The sequence below is a fragment of the Streptomyces sp. A5-4 genome, from assembly GCF_051131715.1.
Taxonomy (GTDB): domain Bacteria; phylum Actinomycetota; class Actinomycetes; order Streptomycetales; family Streptomycetaceae; genus Streptomyces.
This window is the reverse complement of record NZ_CP178591.1, coordinates 7,024,214-7,043,983: the sequence shown is the minus strand read 5'-3', so window position 1 is coordinate 7,043,983 and position 19,770 is coordinate 7,024,214. Positions and strand designations below refer to the sequence as shown.

The 19,770-nt window shown below is 67.9% G+C and carries 9 protein-coding genes and 6 pseudogenes; 11 read left to right on the top strand and 4 right to left on the bottom strand.

Going from position 1 to position 19,770, the window contains the following annotated elements:
* Positions 1 to 15: 15 nt before the first annotated feature.
* Together ACLLJJ_RS32950 and ACLLJJ_RS32945 are read right to left on the bottom strand one after the other, a co-directional pair.
* Positions 16 to 285: pseudogene (locus tag ACLLJJ_RS32950) on the bottom strand (IS6 family transposase); the annotation flags it as partial.
* 206 nt (positions 286 to 491) lie between these two features.
* A pseudogene (locus ACLLJJ_RS32945) lies at positions 492 to 713 on the bottom strand (IS110 family transposase); the annotation flags it as partial.
* A gap of 286 nt (positions 714 to 999) precedes the next feature.
* Between ACLLJJ_RS32945 and ACLLJJ_RS32940 the strand changes: the two are divergent.
* The 6 genes and pseudogenes from ACLLJJ_RS32940 to ACLLJJ_RS32915 form a co-directional block, all read left to right on the top strand.
* Entirely contained in the window at positions 1,000 to 2,019 is a 1,020-nt protein-coding gene (locus tag ACLLJJ_RS32940; protein WP_434597926.1) for a LacI family DNA-binding transcriptional regulator, read from the top strand.
* A 366-nt stretch (positions 2,020 to 2,385) separates the two neighbouring features.
* Positions 2,386 to 3,663 carry an extracellular solute-binding protein gene (locus tag ACLLJJ_RS32935; RefSeq protein WP_434597924.1) on the top strand — a complete coding sequence of 426 codons (1,278 nt, stop codon included), beginning with the start codon at positions 2,386 to 2,388 and terminating at the stop codon, positions 3,661 to 3,663.
* Between the two features lie 126 nt (positions 3,664 to 3,789).
* The gene (locus tag ACLLJJ_RS32930) at positions 3,790 to 5,409 is read left to right on the top strand and encodes an IS1634 family transposase (protein ID WP_434588209.1); all 1,620 of its coding nucleotides are present in this window, start codon (positions 3,790 to 3,792) and stop codon (positions 5,407 to 5,409) included.
* Between the two features lie 104 nt (positions 5,410 to 5,513).
* A complete protein-coding gene (locus tag ACLLJJ_RS32925) occupies positions 5,514 to 6,521 on the top strand; it encodes a carbohydrate ABC transporter permease (protein WP_434597922.1) in 1,008 nt (335 codons plus the stop codon).
* Positions 6,518 to 7,423, top strand: coding sequence for a sugar ABC transporter permease (locus ACLLJJ_RS32920; RefSeq protein ID WP_434597920.1), 906 nt, complete (start codon positions 6,518 to 6,520; stop codon positions 7,421 to 7,423). The genes ACLLJJ_RS32925 and ACLLJJ_RS32920 overlap by 4 nt, the downstream gene beginning before the upstream one ends.
* Positions 7,424 to 7,532: 109 nt before the next feature.
* Positions 7,533 to 7,844: pseudogene (locus ACLLJJ_RS32915) on the top strand (alpha-amylase family glycosyl hydrolase); the annotation flags it as partial.
* A gap of 65 nt (positions 7,845 to 7,909) precedes the next feature.
* On the opposite strand, the gene ACLLJJ_RS32910 reads toward ACLLJJ_RS32915, so the two are convergent.
* The gene (locus ACLLJJ_RS32910) at positions 7,910 to 9,178 is read right to left on the bottom strand and encodes an IS256 family transposase (RefSeq protein WP_434600248.1); all 1,269 of its coding nucleotides are present in this window, start codon (positions 9,176 to 9,178) and stop codon (positions 7,910 to 7,912) included.
* Between the two features lie 131 nt (positions 9,179 to 9,309).
* Between ACLLJJ_RS32910 and ACLLJJ_RS32905 the strand changes: the two are divergent.
* Positions 9,310 to 9,474, top strand: a pseudogene (locus ACLLJJ_RS32905) (alpha-amylase family glycosyl hydrolase); the annotation flags it as partial.
* 18 nt (positions 9,475 to 9,492) lie between these two features.
* Here ACLLJJ_RS32905 and ACLLJJ_RS32900 read toward each other — a convergent pair.
* A complete protein-coding gene (locus ACLLJJ_RS32900) occupies positions 9,493 to 10,719 on the bottom strand; it encodes an IS110 family transposase (RefSeq protein ID WP_434600586.1) in 1,227 nt (408 codons plus the stop codon).
* A 246-nt stretch (positions 10,720 to 10,965) separates the two neighbouring features.
* Here ACLLJJ_RS32900 and ACLLJJ_RS32895 point away from each other — a divergent pair.
* The 4 genes and pseudogenes from ACLLJJ_RS32895 to ACLLJJ_RS32880 form a co-directional block, all read left to right on the top strand.
* Positions 10,966 to 12,207: pseudogene (locus tag ACLLJJ_RS32895) on the top strand (alpha-amylase family glycosyl hydrolase); the annotation flags it as partial.
* A gap of 100 nt (positions 12,208 to 12,307) precedes the next feature.
* On the top strand, positions 12,308 to 15,655 hold the full coding sequence (pulA, locus tag ACLLJJ_RS32890) for a pullulanase-type alpha-1,6-glucosidase (protein ID WP_434597918.1): 3,348 nt from the start codon (positions 12,308 to 12,310) through the stop codon (positions 15,653 to 15,655).
* 343 nt (positions 15,656 to 15,998) lie between these two features.
* Positions 15,999 to 18,578 (top strand): pullulanase X25 domain-containing protein, encoded by a 2,580-nt coding sequence (locus ACLLJJ_RS32885; RefSeq protein WP_434597916.1) that lies wholly within the window; start codon positions 15,999 to 16,001, stop codon positions 18,576 to 18,578.
* Positions 18,579 to 18,770: 192 nt separating this feature from the next.
* A pseudogene (locus ACLLJJ_RS32880) lies at positions 18,771 to 19,768 on the top strand (IS256 family transposase); the annotation flags it as partial.
* Positions 19,769 to 19,770: the final 2 nt, after the last annotated feature.

The following is a 19,770-nucleotide window of genomic DNA, read 5'->3' as shown; positions in this document are numbered from 1 at the left end:
AACTTCATTGGGAAGCACCTGGACGAGGACTTCATCAAGGTCAACGGTGAGCAGAAGTACCTGTGGCGGGCGTGGACGCCGGCGGCGCAGCGCGTTCGCGTAGTCCTGCCCGAACTTCAGAGTCCACCGGCGGATGGTCTCGTAGGAGACGATGACGCCGCGCTCGAGCATCAGCTCCTCGACCTCGCGGAACGACAGCGGGAAGCGGAAGTACAGCCACACGCAGTGCGAGATCACCTCCGCCGGGTACCGGTGGTTGCTGTACGACGGCGACGCGGACGACACGAAACGCCCCCTCCCACAACGAGCAATCACAAGATCATCCCACGGAACTCCAACAACGTGACAACGCCCTCGGCAACGTTCGCCGCCTGCCTGCCGCCCGTGGTGGGACGGCGCCGTACGGGTCGTGCAGCTGAGCACAGTCGCAAACAAGAGCGGCCGCCCAGATGAAGAATGCCGGGCGGCTACCCCGGGCCTTGCCCAGGCCAAGGCCCCAGGACCCGTTCCAGCGAGGGGTGGATCTGGGTGAGCCGGCCGCGGAGCGGGTTACTGATGCGCGTTGCTTCCCCGGCCAAGTCGTCGTCGAAGCCGACGATCATCTCCAGTTCGGCGATGGTCTCGTCTTCGAGGTCGACCTGGCGGAGGGTGTGAGGTATGACGCGGGCTGCATCCGCAATGGCGAACGCGTCGCGCGGGTCGGTCGTGTCCTCATCCAGAGACCGGCGATCGCCGCATCGTCCGCCCGGTCATGACCCATGGCGGCTGGATCCAGCGGGCAGAGTTGGAGAGGTTTGCTAACTCAAGTTATTAATGGGTTAATGCCACGAGGGCCGTGGCCGCGGAGCAGGAAGCACTCGTCAACCTTCGACTTCCTGGCTCAGTCGCCCTACATGCGCCTTACCGTTAGTAATCGTAAATAAATCGGGGGCTGGCATGTCGAGCATTTCGTCCGGGGCCGCGCCGCGAGGCGGGCGAACGCGCCCTACCGCCAATGACGTGGCCAAGGCTGCGGGTGTCTCGCGGTCGGCGGTGTCCTTCGCATTCAACAGTCCCGAGAAGCTCTCGACAAGCACTCGTGATCGCATCCTCGCCGCGGCGCAGGAGCTCAGTTATGCGCCCAACACCCTGGCGCGGATGCTGAAGGCGGGCCAAACGCAGTCGCTCGGTGTGCTCCTGCCGCAGAACCTGGCGAAAGTCATGGAGAACCCCTACTACGCCCGGTTCCTGACCGGGGTGGGCCAGGTGTGCGACGAGCAGGGGTACACACTGCTGCTGACCCCACCACTGCGGGACTCGATGCTGAAGGCCATCCCGTACGCGGCGGTCGACGGGTTCATCGTGTGCGGACTGGAGCACGACCGCGGTGAAGTGGCAGAGCTGCGTCGGCGGGGCATCCCGTTCGTCCTGGTGGACAGCAGCCCTCACGAGGACGTGTCCAGCGTGGATGTGGACGACGAGGGCGGGGCGTACGAGGTGATGCGTCACGTGCTGGATCTGGGGCACCGGCGGATCGCGCTCCTTTCCATCGATCCCGGACCGGAGCACGCGGAACGCGGCTACAGGGGTCCGCTGGCCCGCCGTATCGCGGGGATCACCCGGGCTTTGGAGGAGTCAGGCATGAGCCTGGATGACCTCGAGCTGGCGGAGGTGCCCGCGACGAGGATGGACGGATTCCGTGCCGCGAAGGCGCTGATGGCGTCGGCGCCGCCCACTGCTGTCGTGGCGATGTCGGACATCCTCGCGTTCGGTGCCATGGACGCCATGCACGACCGCGGGCTGAACGTGCCCGGCGACGTGACGGTGACCGGGTACGACGATCTGCCGGAGTCATCGTGGACGCGCCCGCGATTGACGACCATCCGCCAGGCCATCACCACCAAAGGCCGCACAGCCGCCGACCTGTTGTTCTCCGCGATCCGCAACGAGGACCAGCATCCGCACCAGCTCCTCGGCACGCATCTGGTCGTCCGCGACTCCAGTGGTCGCCCCGGTGGCCGGCCGAAGACCTCCGACTGACGGACTGAGCTCGCCCGACGACCCGCCCACGCCGCTCCTTCGTCCCGGATTCCGGGGCGTCGGGCGGCGTTCCCCGTAGCTGCACCACGGGTGGACCCGGATGGCGAACGCGTTACAAAACCGTTAACTAACTCCTGTTAATAACCTGCTAGCGTCTGCGGAACGAGAGCCCGCGAGGTTCTCGCCCCACCGGAATACGAGGCCCATCCAGCCCCTCCCCTGGTGAGGAAGCATGTCTGCGGCCCGGCCTCCAGCGCACGGACGTGCTGGAGGTGCATCCGCCTACCGCTGCCGGCTTCTTCCCCGCCACCGGCCGCAGTACCGGGTCCGCCGTTGTCGGATCAGCCTTTCCACCGAGGAGTCCTCATGCGCCGTGGCATCGCCGCAGCCGCCCTGATATCGGCCATCACCATCTGTGTAAGCGCCTGCTCCGGCGGCGAATCCGAGACCGGGGACGCCTCCGGCCCGGTGACCATCACGTGGTGGGACACCTCGGACGCCACCAACGAGGGTCCCACCTACAAGGCCCTGGTCAAGGAGTTCGAGAAGGCGAACCCAGGCATCAAGGTCACCTATGTCAGCGTGCCCTTCGGTGACGCGCAGACGAAGTTCCAGACGGCCGCGGGCAGCAAGGGCGCCCCCGAGGTGCTGCGCGCCGACGTCGGCTGGACCCCGGGCTTCGCGAAGTCCGGCTACCTCGCCCCGCTCGACGACACCGCGGCGGGCAAGGACGTCGCCGCCTTCGAGCCCGGCCTGATCGAGCAGGGAAAGTACGAGGGCAAGCTCTACGGCATCCCGCAGGTCACCGACACCCTGGCGATGATGTACAACAAGGACCTGTTCACCGAGGCCGGTATCACGAAGGCGCCGGCCACCTGGGCTCAGTGGAAGAGCGACATCGCCAAGGTCAAGGACAAGACCGGCGTCGACGGTTTCGCCTTCAACCCCCAGGGCTACTACGCCATGCCGTTCCTCTACGGCGAGGGCATCGACATGGTGGACCCCGGAGCGAAGAAGATCACCCTGAACTCTCCGGCCTCGGTCAAGGGCATCGACACCCTCAAGGACCTGGTAACGGCGAAGGGCTCGCGAAAGCTGGACACCACCAGCAACGCCTACCCCAACATCATGGACGCCTTCAGCAGCGGCAAGGTCGCCTCCATCATCCAGGGCCCGTGGGAGAACGCCAACGTCTTCAAGGGCTCGGCGTTCGCCGACAAGAACAATCTCGGCATCGCTCCCGTCCCGGCCGGCAGCACCGGTGAAGCGGGCGCGCCGCTGGGCGGCCACAACCTCGTCGCCTACGCGGGCTCGGACGCCGCGCACCAGGAGGCGTCGAGCAAGTTCATCGCCTTCATGACCTCCGCGAAGTCGCAGAGCCAGGTCGCGGTGAAGAACGGCACCCTGCCCACCCGCGGCGACGCCTACACCGCCGAAGTCACGGCCAACCCGGGCATCGCCGGCTACCAGAAGGTCCTCTCCAGCGGTCAGCCGCGCCTGGCCCTGCCGGAGTACAGCTCGCTGTACACCCCGCTGGAAACCCAGCTGATCAAGATCCTCTCCGGTCAGGAGAGCACCGGAGGCGGCCTGGACAAGGCCGCCGCAGAGGCGAAGAAGCTCCTGTCTGACTACAGCGTCAGCTAGGCCGATCCTCCGCACATAGCTGAATCGGATGAACTGATGAGTTGGCCGGTACTTCGATAAGTGCGGGTCGTTGTTCTGGACGTGCCGATATCTCGTTCGTGTCGTTCCCGGGTCCAGCGCCCCCGCATGTCGGTGGAGTTGGCGCCTGTGGTGGAGAGGCGTCTGGGTGCTCTGCCTGCCTCTGCCGAGTTTCTGCGCCGGCTGGACGTGGCCGGGATCATCGACGAGCTGTGTCCTGTCCGTGAGGTGGCTCATCTGACGCACGGGCAGGTCGTCGAGGCGCTGATCGCCAACCGGCTGTCCTCGCCGACCTCGATGGTGCGGGTGGAGGACTGGGCGCGGAAGTGGGCTGTCGAGGAGGTCTTCGGCATCGAGCCGGACCTGCTCAACGACGACCGTATCGCCCGCGCTCTGGACGCGATCGCCCCGCACCTGGAGGAGATCACCGGCTCGGTCGGCGCGCAGGCCATCGCGGAGTTCGGCATCGATACCGCTCAGATCCACTGGGACATGACGTCGATCTCCATGTTCGGCGCCTACCCGGACCAGGAAGAGGAGTACGCGCAAGTCAGATACGGTCACCCCAAGGACCGGCGGGTCGACCTGAAGCAGGTCCAGGCCGGGCTGGCCGTCACCCGCGACGGTGGCATCCCCGTCTTCCACCGTGCCTACGACGGCGGAGCGGGCGAGGTCGCCCAGGTCGTCGGCGCGATGAAGGCCCTGCGGAAGATCGCCGACCGCAAGGACTTCCTGCTCGTCGCGGACTCCAAACTGGTGTCCTACCCGAATGTCACCGCCCTGCTTGACGCCCGGGTCGGATTCGTCGCCCCCATACCCGCGGCCCAGGTCAAAGCCGGCTTCTACGCCACTGCCGACCTCGGGGCCGCCGAGCTGGTCGACTACGTCAACGACCGCGACCGCGAGCGGGAGACCCCCGCCGACCAGCGCGAGTCCTACCGGGTCCTGGAAGACGTCCACGCCATGGCAGGACCACGCAAGCGCGACCCGGTCCACCACCTGCGCCGGATCCTGGTCCACTCCACCGGCAACGCGGAGGGCCAGCGCAAAGCACGCGCCAAGCGTCTGGCCAGAGCCACCGAGGATCTGGAGAAACTGCAAAACTCGGCCGGCGGCCGGTACTACACCACCGCCGAGAAGGTCCAGGCCCGGATCGGGGTGATCACCAAGTCCCGCCGGGTCGCCAGCTGCCTGCGTACCACCGTCACCGCCGGCCCCGACGGGAAACCCACTCTGGCCTGGCACTTCGACGAGGACGTCCTGGCCGCCGAAGCCGCCGCCGACGGCTGGTACTCCCTGGTCACCGCTCTGACTCCGGAGCAGGCCGACACGGCCGAGGTCTTCCGGCGCTACAAAGGCCAGGGAGTGGTCGAACGCCGCTACGGCGAGTTCAAAGGCCCCCTGGCCGTCGCGCCGCTGTTCCTGGAGCACAACCGCCGCATCACGGCCTTGATCACCGTGATCTGCCTGGCCCTGCTGGTCTACTGCCTGATCGAACGCCAGGTCCGCCAGGCCCTGGGCCCCGAGCAGACCATGGCCGGCCTCTACCCCGACAACCGCAAGGTCCGACCCACCGGCCGCATGATCCTCTACCACCTCGACGGCCTCATGCTCCGCCCCGGCACCGCCACCGACCCACCCGTCATCCTCATCAGCCGAGGAGTCCAAGCACACCTACTCGAACTCCTCGGCATCGACGAAACCCGGCCCCGCTGGCTGGAGACCTAAAGCCCCATGTGCGAAGTCACCGGCTAGGGCTTGAGGTCCGCCCCGCCGGGTGCGGGGCGGACCGCCCGACGTCTCTCTTCCTCTCCCTGTTCCCGAGGTGTCAGATGACCGCCGTCGTCGAGGGCAAGCCTGCCCGCCCAGACCGCCGCCACCGCGCTACCGGACCCGGTTCCGGCCCGCTCGGCCGCGTCAAGAACTCCTACGACCAGCGTTGGTACGCCTGGGCCATGTGCGTACCCGTGGTCCTCGTCCTGAGTGCTGTCGTCGCCTACCCGCTGGTGCAGGGGATCTACCTCACCTTCACCGACGCCACGAGCCAGAACGTCGGCCGCACCATCGGCGTCAACCACATCCCCGACACCTTCTCCTGGGTCGGTCTGAAGAACTACGCCGAGGTTCTCACCGGAGCCAACAACCAGTTCTGGCCGCACCTGGTGTGGACGATCGTCTGGACCGTGGCCTGCGTCGCCCTGACCTACGCCATCGGCCTGGCCCTCGCCATCACGCTCAACCGCGACCTGCGGGCGCGCAGCCTCTACCGGCTGCTCCTCATCCTGCCGTGGGCCGTGCCCACGTTCGTGACCATCTTCGGCTGGCGTCTGATACTGGCCGACGACGGCGTCGTCAACCAGCTCCTGGGCCTGGTCGGCCTGCCCGGGCCGTCCTGGCTGAGCGATCCACTGGCGCAAAAGTTCGCCGCGATCGGCGTGAACATCTGGTGCGGGGTGCCGTTCATGATGATCTCCATGCTCGGCGGGCTGCAGGCCATCCCCCGCGAACTGCACGAGGCAGCGGAGATGGACGGCGCCACCCCCTGGCAGCGCTTCGTCCACGTCATCCTGCCCGGGCTCCGGCCCGTCAGCAGCACGGTGATCCTGCTCGGTGTCATCTGGACGTTCAACCAGTTCAACGTGATCTTCCTGCTGTTCGGCGGGAACAGCGACAGCGTCCAAATCCTCGTCACCTACGCCTACCGGCTCTTCTTCGGCCAGCAGCCCCAGGACTACGCCGGCTCGGCGACCGTCGGCATCCTGTGCCTGTCCATCCTCGTCGTCTTCACGAGCGTCTACCGACGCTGGCTCAAGCGCAACGACCAAGGGGTCCTGGCATGACCACCACCGCGACCACCCCTCCGGCCGCCCACCTGCCCGAGACGGACCGTGCGCCCGCCGCGAGCCGCCCGCGCAGTCACCGCCGCCGCTCCGTCTCCGCCTCGCTCCACGCCTTCCTGACTGTCGCCGCGTTCATCGCCGTCTTCCCGGTCCTGTGGATCTTCTACATCTCGCTCGGCCCGGACAAGAACGACTACCAGCACCCCGGCCGCATCCTGGACAACCTGACCCTGTCCAACTACGAACACGTGCTCCAGGACACCGGGTTCAGCACCTGGATGCTCAACTCACTGGTCGTCGCCTTCGGGACCATGCTCATCGGCGTGCTGATCGCCGCCAGCGCCGGCTATGCCGTCTCCCGGATGAAGTTCCTGGGCCGGGGGTCGCTGATGTACACCTTCCTGCTCACCCAGATGTTCCCGGTCGCCGTCCTGATGGTGCCGCTCTACAAGATCATGGGCAGCATCGGCCTGCTCGACACCTACGGCGGCCTGGTCCTGATCTACTGCTCCACCGCTGTTCCGTACTGCGCCTGGCTGCTCAAGGGCTATTTCGACACCATTCCCGTCGAGATTGACGAAGCAGGACGCATCGACGGCCTGACCCCCTTCGGGACGTTCTGGCGCCTCATCCTGCCGCTGGCCCGGCCCGGCCTCGCGGTCGCCGCGTTCTACACCTTCATCACCGCCTGGGGCGAAGTCGCCTTCGCCTCCAAGTTCATGCTTTCGGAAGGCAACTACACCCTCGCGGTGGGGCTCCAGTCCTACATCAGCCAGTTCAACTCCCAGTGGAACTACATGGCCGCGACCTCCGTGCTCATCGCCATCCCCGCCGGCCTGGTCTTCTACGTCGCCCAGAAACACCTCGTCACCGGCCTCACCGCCGGCGGCACCAAAGGCTGACCCACCGCCGTCCCCAGCCCGCGCCCCGCGCACCCCGTGGCCCTGCTCCGCAGCGAAGCCCTGCCTGCCGTCGGCGCGCCGCGCGCCACCGTCGTGAGGACCCCGCTCCATGCCCCAGAACCTGCTCGCCCACCACCTCGTCCCGGCCGCACCGCCCGCTCCCAGCGCCGACTGGTGGCGCGAGGCAGTGATCTACCAGGTCTACCCGCGCAGCTTCGCCGACGCCGACGGCGACGGCATGGGCGACCTCCCCGGCGTCCGCAGCCGGCTGCCCTACCTCCGCTCGCTCGGCGTGGACGCGGTATGGCTCTCCCCCTTCTACGCCTCCCCCCAGGCCGACGCCGGATACGACGTCGCCGACTACCGGGTCGTCGACCCGGCCTTCGGCACCCTGAAAGACGCCGCCGCCCTGATCGAGGAGGGTCTATCAGGATTCAGGTGTGGTTCGTCTGTTTGGCCTACAGGTTTTTCGGTGGGCTGTTCGGTCTACACCCGTCCGGCGGTGAGGCGGCCGTCGAAGAGGACGTCGAACTCGTTCAACGCCGACTTCCAGCGGTTGTTCCAGCGCTGGCGGCCGCGGCCGGTGGGGTCCAGGGCGAGGGTGGCGAGGTAGAGGCGCTTGAGGGCGGCGGTCTCGTTGGGGAAGTGTCCGCAGGCCTGGGCCGCGCGCCGGTAGCGGGCGTTGAGGGACTCGATCGCGTTGGTGGTGTAGACGACCTGCCGGATGGCGTCGGGAAGGCCGAGGAAGGGCACGAACTCGCTCCAGGCCCGCTCCCAGGTCCCGGCGATCGAGGGGTAGCGCTTGCCCCACTTGTCGTCGAAGTCCGTCAGCCGTGTCCGGGCCTCGTCCTCGTTGACGGCGGTGTAGACGGGCTTGAGGTCGCGGGCGACTTCGGCCCAGTCGCGGCGCGAGGCATAACGCAGGCTGGCACGCAGGAGGTGCACCACGCAGGTCTGGACCACGGTCTGGGGCCAGACTGCGTTCACTGCGTCAGGCAGGGCGCTGAGCCCGTCGCAGACCAGCATCAGCACGTCACGGACGCCTCTGTTCTTGATCTCGGTCAGCACCGTCTGCCAGTATTTGGCGCCCTCGCCGCCGTCCCCGGCCCACAGCCCGAGGATCTCGCGATAGCCGTCGGCGGTGACCGCGACGGCCACGTAGATGGGCCGGTTGGCGACAGAGCCGTCCCGGATCTTCACGTGCACGGCGTCGATGAAGATGACCGGGTAGACCGAGTCCAGCGGCCTCGTGCGCCACTCTGCCATCGATTCCAGGGCCTTGTCGGTGATCGTGGAGATGGTCTCCTTTGTCGTCGTCATCCCGTACGTCTGGGCGAGATGGGAGACGATTTCACCGGAGGTCAGTCCCTTCGCGGTCAGCGAGAGCACCAGGTCGTCCAACGCGCCGGTGCGGCGGGCGTACTTGGGCAGCATCCGGGGCTGGAAGGTACCCAGCCGGTCTCTGGGGACCTGCACCGTGACAGCACCGACCTCCGTCATCACCTTCTTGGCCCGGTACCCGTTACGGGTGTTGCCACCCGAGCGCGACCCGCGTCCACCGACCCGGCCGGCCTCCACGGCCAGATGCTCGTCCATCTCGGCTTCCAGAGCGGACTGCATCAGGTGCTGGGCCAGCTCCGGCAACAGGCCGCCCTCGCCCATCAGCCGCAGTCCCCCGCCGCGGACCTTCTCGGCCGCGAGCGCGGCCAGCTCCTCCAGCAGCTCGCTGGACAGACCGTTGTGCGATACCGGCATCGACTTCACGTCGGCACCCTGAGCGCCATCGCCGACCTCGGCAAGTGACACGCCGTCGACGCCCTCGATCAGGTGATCAGTCGTCGTACTCATCAGGCTCACTCCTTCGGGGAGACCCACACCTGATTCATGACACTCCCATCGAGGACGCCCACGAGCTGGGCCTGCGCATCATCGTCGACCTGGTCCCCAATCACTGCTCGGACGAACATGCCTGGTTCCAGCAAGCCCTGCGGGAAGGTCCGGGATCCCGCCTGCGCGAACGCTTCCACTTCCGTGACGGTCTGGGGTCAGACACCCCATGTCGTTTGGTGTCAAGCGGCATGGGGGTGGGCGTGGTGGGACCAGGCGGTTGCTTCGTCGTAGTGGGTGCGGGTTTTGAGGCAGCCGTGGAGGATGCCGACGAGGCGGTTGCCGACCTGGCGGAGGGCGGGGTTGTAGCCGACTTCGCGGGCGCGTTGCTTGTCGTAGTACTTGCGGACTCCGGGTGAGGCACGCAGGGCGGAGAACGCCTGGGTCTGGAGGGCGTCGGCGAGGCGGTTGTTGCGGACGTAGCGGGCCTGGACGTGGTGGCTTTTGCCGGAGGCCCGGGTGATCGGGCTGGTGCCGGCGTAGTTCTTGCGGGCTTTCGCGCTGTCGTAGCGGGTGGGGTCGTCTCCGAACTCGGCGAGCACCCGGGCGCCGGTGATCTCTGCGATGCCGGGCATCGAGAGGTAGATCTCAGCGTCCGGGTGCGCCAGAAAATGCGCCTTCACCTGCGCTTCCATCGCGGCGATCTGCTCGTTCAGCGCGATCAGCAGCCGTGCGTGGGCCTCGGTGGTGGCCGCGTAGGCGGCGGTGACCGGCTCGGGCAGGCCGAGCTGCGGTTCACGCAGAGCGGTGCGGATGCCGGCCGCCTTCGCGTCGCGGTTGTGCCGGCGGTGGCGGGCCAGAACGGCGGCGATCTGGGTACGGGTCAGTTTCGCCGCCACTGCCGGAGTGGGCGCCTTGATCAACAGTTCCAGCGCGTCAGTGCTGGTCAGCGTCAGATCCGCGTAGGCGTTCAGGGCGGCGGGGAAGTACTCACGCAGCGCGGTGCGCAACCTGTGGAAGGTGCGGGTGCGTTCCCAGATCAGGGTCTGGTGGGCGCGGGCGACGACCTTGACGGCCTGGGCCGCCTCGCTGTCCCCGGCCACCGGCCGCAGCTGGGCCCGGTCGATGCGGACCATATCGGCCAGCGCATGGGCGTCGCCCTTGTCGCTCTTGGCCCCGGAGGAGGCGTACCGCTCCTTGAAACGGACGACCTGGCGCGGGTTGATCGCATAGACCTGGTAGCCGGAGGCGATCAGGGCCTGCACCCACGAACCGCGGTCGGTTTCGATCCCGATCACCACCTCTTCCGGTTCCAGATCCTGGCCGCCGTGGCGGGCGATGAGTTCGTGCAGTCTGGCGATGCCGGCCACCCCCTCGGGCAGGTTCGCGGCGGCCAGCCTTCGGCCGGTCTCGTCCTGAAGTTCGACATCGTGGTGATCCTCGGCCCAGTCGTCACCGATCAGCAGCAACAGACCCTCCCCAGTCACGTACTTGACAAGACGGTGCAGCCTGCGGAAGGCACGGCGCGCGGCCTAATGGATCTAGTGCTCACGCCCTGACGGGCGGGCACGCCACCCCATCAGCGGTCTGGCCTCCCGGCCGACCATCAGGGGCACGGTCTGACCCCAGAGCTCGAACGGCTCCGGCGGCGATAGTGCTCACCTGCTGGCGGCTACGGAACCGAGCATTCCCCGGTTCCGTAGCTCCCATTAGGCGGCGAACAGCCGCCCAACGACTGGGAGTCGGTCTTCGGTGGGTCGGCCTGGACTCGCACCAAGAACCCCGACGGGACCCCGGGGCAGTGGTTCCTCCACCTCTTTGCCCCTCAGCAGCCGGACTTCAACTGGGACCATCGGGCCGTCCATGACGAGTTCGCCTCGATCCTGCGGTTCTGGCTCGACCTGGGTGTCGACGGCTTCCGCATCGACGTCGCCCACGGCCTGGTCAAAGCCCCTGGCCTGCCCGACCTCGGCGTCCATGACCGGCTGCACCTGTTGGACAGCGGCGCCGGGCCGTGCTTCGACCAGGACGGCGTGCACGAGATCTACCGCCACTGGCGCGCCATCCTCGAGGAGTACGACGGGGACCGCATCGGCGTCGCGGAGGCGTGGGCCCCCACCCTTGAGCGCACCGCGAACTACGTGCGCTCCGACGAACTGCACCAGGCGTTCAACTTCCAGTACCTGGCCACCTCCTGGGAAGCAGGTCCCCTGCGGCAGGTCATCGACGAGACTCTCACCACCGTGCGCCATGTCGGCGCCCCGCCCACCTGGGTCCTGTCCAACCACGACGTCACCCGGCACGTCACCCGCTTCGCCAACCCGCCCGGCCTAGGCACCCAGCTCCGCGAAGCCGGCGACCGCGTACTGGGACTGCGGCGTGCCCGCGCCGCCACTCTCCTCATGCTCGCCCTGCCCGGCTCCGCCTATATCTACCAGGGGGAGGAGCTCGGCCTGCCCGACGTCACCGACCTGCCCGACGAGGCCCGGCAGGACCCCTCCTACTTCCGGGCCGAGGGCCAGGACGGCTTCCGCGACGGCTGCCGTGTCCCCATCCCGTGGTCCGGCACCCAGGCTCCCTACGGCTTCGGCGCGGTGACCGGCGGGCCGAGCTGGCTGCCCCAGCCCGCCGAGTGGGCAGGGCTCAGCATCGAGGCGCAGACCGGCGACCCCACCTCCACACTGGAGTTCTACCGTGCAGCCCTGGCTGTACGGCGCACCCACCCCGCCCTTGGCGGAGCCGACAACCTGCGCTGGCTGGACAGCTCCGAGGGAGCGCTCGTCTTCGAGCGCCGCACCCCCGACGGATCGGTCTTCACCTGCACCGCCAACACCACCGGTGGACCGATTCGTCTCACCGTCCCGGGGGAGCTGCTGCTCTCCAGCTCCCCGCTCGCCGTGAGGGACACCGAGACGATCCTGCCGGCTGACACCACCGCCTGGTGGACGTCCCGCTGAACCGGCCGGACGGCCCACCCGCGCCTTCGCCATTCTCCGCCGCACCCTACGAGTTTTCCCGGGACGGCTCCCGTCCCGCCGACGAGACATCGAGGTCTCCATGCTTCGTAGACCCCTCCGCGCGCCCAGTTCCGGCCGACGGCTGATACCCCAGCTCACCGTCACCGCACTCGTCCTCACCTGCACCGCCGGCCTCCCCCCGGCATTCGCCGCGGAAGCACCGCCCGCCGCCGTCGCCATCGCCTCCGACTTCGACACCCAGCTCGGCTGCGCCGGCGACTGGGCACCGGACTGCGACCAGGCCCAGATGGTGCGCCGCGCCGACGGGGCGTGGTCCCTCACCACCCGCGTCAAAGCGGGCTCGTACTCCTACAAGGCCGCGCTCGACAGGAGCTGGGCCGTCAACTACGGGCTCAACGCGGTCCAGGGCGGTGCGAACGTCCCGCTGACCATTGCGGCCGGCGGCGCGGACGTGACCTTCGTCTACGACCCGGTCACCCACTGGGTCACCGATTCGGTCAGCAGCATCCTGGTCACCGCTGTCGGCGACTTCCAGAGCGAACTGGGCTGCACGACGGACGGGGACACCGACTGCCTGGCCTCCTGGCTCACCGACCCCGACGGCGACGGCACGAGTACGTTCACCACCGCCGCCCTGCCCGCCGGGACCTACAAGGCCCGTGCCGCCCTGGGTCTGCCCGGCGCACCCACCGGCACGGAGACCTCGTTCACCGTGGTCGCCGACGGTGCGAAGACGACGTTCAGCCACACCGCCTCCTCGCCGGTCCTCAACGTCTACGCGGGCGACCCCAAGCCCAGCCTCGCCCCCCGGGCCGCACACTGGCTCACCGACGACCTGATCGCCTGGGACCTCGGCGACGATCCAGCCGCCGGGACCTACCAACTCGCCGCCGCCCCCGATGGTGGCCTCGCGGCGGGCGGCACCGGCATCACCGGCGGAACCGTCATCCCGCTGACCCGCGACCCGGCAGGACTGCCCACCGCACTGAAAAAGAAGTACCCCCACCTGGCGAAGCTCGGAGCGTTGCGGCTGCCGCACTCCTGGGCCGCCCAGGCGCCCGGTCTCCTCAAGGGCCAGGTTGCCGTCGCCGCCCTCGACCCTGATGGCACTCTGCGCACCGCGACGGGCCTCCAGACTCCCGGCGTGCTCGACGACCTCTACGCCGCCGCGGCGAAGAAGGCCGGCCTCGGGCCCGTATTCCAGGGCGACAAGCCGACACTGTCGGTATGGGCGCCCACCGCGAAGAGCGTCAGCGCCGAGCTGTACGACACGGCAACGTCCACCGAGCCGCGTCTCGTGGGGATGAAGCTCGACCCCCGAACCGGCGTCTGGTCGGTCCGCGGAGAGAAGAACTGGAAGAACACGTATTACCGGTTCGCCGTGAAGGTCTGGGCGCCCGCCGTCCTGAAGACGGTCACCAACCGCGTCACCGATCCGTACTCGCTCTCCCTGTCCGCCGACTCCCGGCTCAGCGAGATCATCGACCTCGACGACCCCGCGACCGCGCCGCGCGGATGGGAGAACAACCGCTCGCCCAAGGCGATCGCCCCTGGTCAGCAGCAGATCCAGGAGATCCACCTTCGCGACTTCTCAGCCGCCGACGAGCAGGTTCCTGCCGCCGAGCGCGGCACCTACAGTGCCCTCACCCACCCGAAGTCGGCCGGGTTCAAGCACCTGAAGGAACTGGCGGGCTCCGGCGTCACCTCCGTACAACTCCTGCCTGCCTTCGACTTCGCTGGGACCGCCGAAAGGCGCGCCGACCACGCCACCCCCGCGTGTGACCTGTCCTCGATGGCTCCGGACTCCGAGGCGCAGCAGGCGTGCGTGGCCGGTACCCAGGCCACCGACGCCTACAACTGGGGCTACAACCCGTTCCACTTCACCGTGCCCGAGGGTTCTTACGCCACCGACCCGAACGGTGCCTCGCGCACCGTGGAGTTCCGGCGGATGGTCCAGCGGCTCCACGACGCCGGTCTGCGGGTCGTCATGGACGTCGTCTACAACCACACTGCCGCCGCCGGACAGGACCCCGCCTCAGTTCTGGACCGGATCGTCCCCGGCTACTACCATCGCCTGGACGCCGCCGGCACCGTCACCCGCGACAGCTGCTGCGCCGACACTGCCCCCGAGCACGCGATGATGAACAAGCTCGTCGTCGACTCGGTCACCACCTGGGCGAAGCAGTACCGCATCGACGGCTTCCGCTTCGACCTGATGGGCCTCGACCCGAAGCAGACCATGCTCGACGTCGACGACGCCCTGGCCGACCTCACCTCCCGCCGCGACGGCATCGACGGCAAGAACATCGCCCTGTACGGGGAGGGATGGAACTACGGGGTGGTCGCCGACGACGCCCGCTTCGTCCAGGCCACCCAGGAGAACATGGCCGGCACCGGCATCGGCACCTTCAACGACCGGCTGCGCGACGGTGTCCGCGGCGGCGGAATCTCGGATGCCGACCCCCGCCGCCAGGGCTTCGCCAGCGGCCTGTTCACCGACCCCAACGGCGCCGACGTCAACGGCACCCCTGCCCAGCAGAAGGCACGGCTGCTGAAGGACATGGACCTGGTGAAGATCGGGCTGACCGGCAACCTCGCCGCCTACTCCTTCACCACCAACGACGGCACCCGGCGCACAGGAGCCGAGCTCGACTACCACGGCCACCCGGCCGGATACACAACGTCCCCCGGTGAGGCCGTCAACTACGTCGAGGCCCACGACAACCTGGCCCTGTACGACGCGCTGGCCTACAAGCTCCCGACCGGCACCACACCGGAGGCCCGCGCCCGTGCCCAGACCCTGGCCCTGGCGATGAGCACCCTCTCGCAGAGCCCGAGCATGGCCCAGGGCGGCACCGACCTGCTGCGCTCCAAGTCGCTGGACGGCAACTCCTACGACAGCGGCGACTGGTTCAACGCCATCCAGTGGGACTGCCGCGCCGGCAACGGCTTCGGCCACGGCCTGCCGCTCGCCGAGTCCAACCGCGCCCAGTGGGACTACGCCAAGCCCTTGCTGGCCGCGGCGTCCCTGATCCCGGGGTGCGGCGAGATCGGTGACACCGCTGTTCAGTTCCAGCAACTCCTGAAGATCAAGAAGTCCACGCCGCTGTTCGCGCTCGGCACCGCAGCCTCCGTGCAGAAGCGCCTGAGCTTCCCGCTCTCCGGCACGCCGGACGAAACCCCCGGAGTCATCACCCAGCACCTGAACGGCCGCGGGCTCGACACCTACAGGTCCGTCACGGTCGTCTACAACGCCACTCCGCAAGCACAGAAGCAGACCCTGAAGGACCTGACGGGCAGCCGACAGGTGCTGCACCCGGTCCTGGCGCAGGGCAGCGACGCAGTCGTCAAGCAGTCCACGTTCCGCACCGGCAGCGGCACGTTCACCGTCCCCGCGCACACGGTCGCCGTGTTCGTCGAGCGGTAACCAAGCGCCCGGCACAGACCACCCAGCCCGGCAGGACAGCGACCCACCGCTGCCCTGCCGGGCCGCACGTGCATGCCCAACCACCCTGTGCACGCGGCCTACTTCCGTCACGGGAATCTCCTGTGCGAAGTCTTGACGCCCTCCGCCACACATATTATTAAATTGAGTTAGCAAACAGGTTAAGAGCGGTGTCCCCGACTCCCCCGAAGGACACGCGCACCGAAGCCGGCAGCCAACTGCCTTGCCGCACGGCCGCGCCGCCGACGATCAACCGGCGCCGCCCCACCCGCTCACGGCCCTCGAAGACGGCGGTCGGAGCGGCCCCCTTCGAGGAGGCACCTCCATGCACGGCACCTCGCACCCACCCCGGCACCGCAGAGCCCGCACCGTGTCCGCGGTCCTCACCACCGGAGCCATCAGCCTCGCTCTCGTCCCCGCCCTCAGCGCTCCGGCTCAGGCCGCGGCCCCGACCGCGGTCTCCGTCCCCGGCACGTTCAACAGCGAGATCGGCTGCCCGGGAGACTGGTCCCCCGACTGCTCCCAAGCTCAGCTCACCGCCCGCACCGACGGATCAGGCGCCTGGTCCAAGTCCTACACCCTCCCGGCGGGCACCTACGCCTACAAGGCGGCGATCAACAAGAGCTGGACGGAGAACTACGGAGCCAAGGCCCAGTCCTACGGCGCCGACATCCCCCTGACCGTCCCCGCCGGCGGGAAGAAGGTCACCTTCGTCTACGACCCCGTCACCCACTGGATCACCGACGACATCACCAGCAAGATCGTCACCGTCGGGGGCACCTTCCAGTCGGAGATCGGCTGCGCCGCCGACTGGGCTTCGGACTGCCTCAAGTCCTGGCTCCAGGACATCGACGCCGACGGCACCTACACCTGGACGACCACCGCCATACCGGCGGGCACCCATCAGGTGAAGACAGCCATCGGCCAGTCCTGGGACGAGAGCTACGGGCAGGGCGGCAGCCCCACCGGCGGCAACATCAGCTTCACCGTGCCGCGCACCGGAGCCACCACGAAATTCAGCTACAACAGCACCTCACACCTCCTGAGCGTCGAGACCGAACCCGGCGGCAACGAACCCGCGCCCGCCGACGGCACCCTCGGCGCCCTCTACACCCCGGCCAGGACGACCTTCCGCATCTGGTCCCCCGACAGCTCCCAGGCCACCGTCACCGTCGACGGCACGAGCCACACCCTCACCCCCGTGACCCTGTCCGGCTACACCGGCGTCTACCAGGCCCTCGTCTCCGGGGACCTGAAGAACAAGGCGTACCAGTTCCGCGTCGGCAACAACACCGTCCGCGACCCCTACGCCGCAATGGCCAAGCCCGGCACCACCGAAGGCATCGTCCTCGACGCGGGCGCCGTCAAACCCACCGGCGGCTCCTGGGCACCCACCCCGGCGCTGACCAAACGCGAAGACGCGGTCGTCTACGAGATGAGCGTGCGCAACTTCACCATCGACGCCAGCTCCGGCGTGGACAGCACCAAACGCGGCAAGTTCCTCGGCCTCGTCCAGGGCGGCACCACCCATAACGGGGCCAGGACCGGCATCGACCACCTCAAGGAACTCGGCGTCACCCACGTCCAGCTCCTGCCGTCCTTCGACTTCAACAGCACCGTGCCGAACTGGGGCTACGACCCCCTCAACTTCAACGTCCCCGAAGAGCAGTTCTCCCAGTTCAGCGCACCCGAAGACCGCATCCGCGAGTTCAAGGACATGGTCAACGAGTACCACAAGAACGGCATACGCGTCCTCATGGACGTCGTCTACAACCACACCGCCAACAAAGACGTCTTCCAGAACATCAGCGGCAAGTACTACCACCAGACCGACCTCTCCGGAACCGGCAACTCAATCGACGACGGCAACCCGATGGTCAGCCGCATGATCCGCGACAGCCTCGAACACTGGGTGAAGAACTACAACATCGACGGCTTCCGCTTCGACCTCCTCGGCGTCCACCAGTACAAGAACGTCGACAACTGGGCCAAGCACCTCCAGTCCACCTTCCCCGACCGCATGCTGCAGATCCACGGCGAACCCTGGAGCGGCGGCGTCAGTGACCCTCTCGAATCCCAGAAGGTCCGCTACGGCACTGTCCCCGCCCTCGCCGGCGGGCATGTCGGAGTCTTCAACGGCGCCTACCGCGACACCATCAAGGGCGGCACCCGCGACCAGAACCTCGGCTACATGGGCGGCTCCGCCTCCAACGCAGCCGCCGTCGCCACCGGCATGCGAGGCTCACCCCTCGCGGTGAAGAGCACCAGCCCGCTCGCCGACCCCTGGAGCCCGGCCTTCGCCTACGACCCCGAACAGAGCATCAACTACGTCTCCGCCCACGACGACCTCAACCTCTGGGACAAGATCACCTACTCCGGCGTCACCGGAGGCGCCACCGGACGCGCCGGCCAGATGGACCGCTTCGGCACCGGCATGATCCTCACCTCCCAGGGCATCCCCTTCATCCACGAAGGCGACGAGTTCCTCCACTCCAAGGTCGTCAACGGCGACTACGAAACGGCCAAGAACTCCTACGAGGCCGGAGACAGCGTCAACGCCATCCAATGGGGCGAGAAGACCGTCAACGCCGCGATCTTCACCTACTACAAGGACGCCATCGCCCTGCGGAAGTCCACCCCCGCCCTGCGCCTGCCCTCCTGGGATGCGATCAGCGACCAGGTCAGCACCACCGTCAACGGTCAGGTGGTCACCTCCGCGATCAGCTCGAACGCCGCCGCCCCCACCAGCTACGACACCGTCGTGGTGTACAACCCCACCAACAGTGCGTACAGCGTGAATCTGCCCGTCGGCAGCTGGACGAAGGTTCTCGACACCAACGGTGCGGTCACCGCCACTGGCAACACCGCTGGCACCCTGGCCGTCAGCGTCTTTAAGAAGAACTGAACTGTGGACCTGCCCCCGCCTCTGCATGTGCCCCGAGCAGAGGCAGGGGTCGACCGGCGGCCGGCCGCTTTCGAAGCCGACTCCGGTCCTCTCCGGCTTTCCCGGGAGCACCGCCTACCTGCGGACGCTCTCTCACGTCCGGCCGGGTCTGTACGGTGACCGGTGTAACTCCCGAGCTGGAAGCGACAGTTGATGACTGACGTGACAAGTGAGATCAAGGCCGGGGAGGCCGCCGTGGATGCTGTTGATGACGGTCTGGTTGCTGAGTTGGTGGCCCGGGCCGAGGCCGGCGGAGTGAAGCTGACCGGTGAGGGCGGTCTGCTGGCGGAGCTGACACGCAAGGTGCTGGAATCGGCGCTGGAGGGCGAGCTGACCGACCATCTCGGACACGAGCCTGGCGAACGGGCCGCGGGCGGGCGGGAGAATTACCGCAACGGGCACCGGAGCAAGACGGTGTCCACCGAGGTCGGCCCGGTGGAGATCACGGTGCCGCGGGACCGGGCGGGTACGTTCGAGCCTCAGTTGGTGAGGAAGCGGCAACGGCGCCTGGGCGGGGTCGACGAAATGATCCTGTCGCTGTCCGCGAAGGGCTGGGCCTCACCCACGGCGAGATCTCCGCCCACCTGGCCGAGGTCTACGGCACGGAGGTGTCCAAAAGCACCATCTCCACGATCACCGACAGTGTGATGGCCGGCATGGCCGAATGGCAGAGCCGTCCCCTGGACAGCGTGTATCCGGTCGTCTTCATCGACTGCGTGAACGTGAAGATCAGGGACGGCCAGGTCGCCAACCGGCCCGTATACATGGCCTTGGCGGTGACGGCGGACGGACACCGGGACATCCTGGGCCTGTGGGTCGGCGACGGCGGCGAGGGGGCGAAGTACTGGCTGCAGGTCCTCACCGAGATCAAGAACCGCGGAGTGCGTGATGTGCTGATGCTGGTCTGCGACGGACTGACTGGCCTTCCCGATGCCGTCAACACGGTCTGGCCTGCGACGATCGTGCAAACGTGCGTGGTTCACCTTCTGCGGAACAGCTTCCGCTACGCGGCCAGGCAGGACTGGGAGAAGATCGCGAAGGCGCTCAAGCCCGTCTACACCGCACCGACCGAGGACGCCGCGATGGAACGCTTCCTGGAGTTCGGCGAAGCCTGGGGAAGGAAGTACCCGGCGATCGTGCGGCTCTGGGAAGT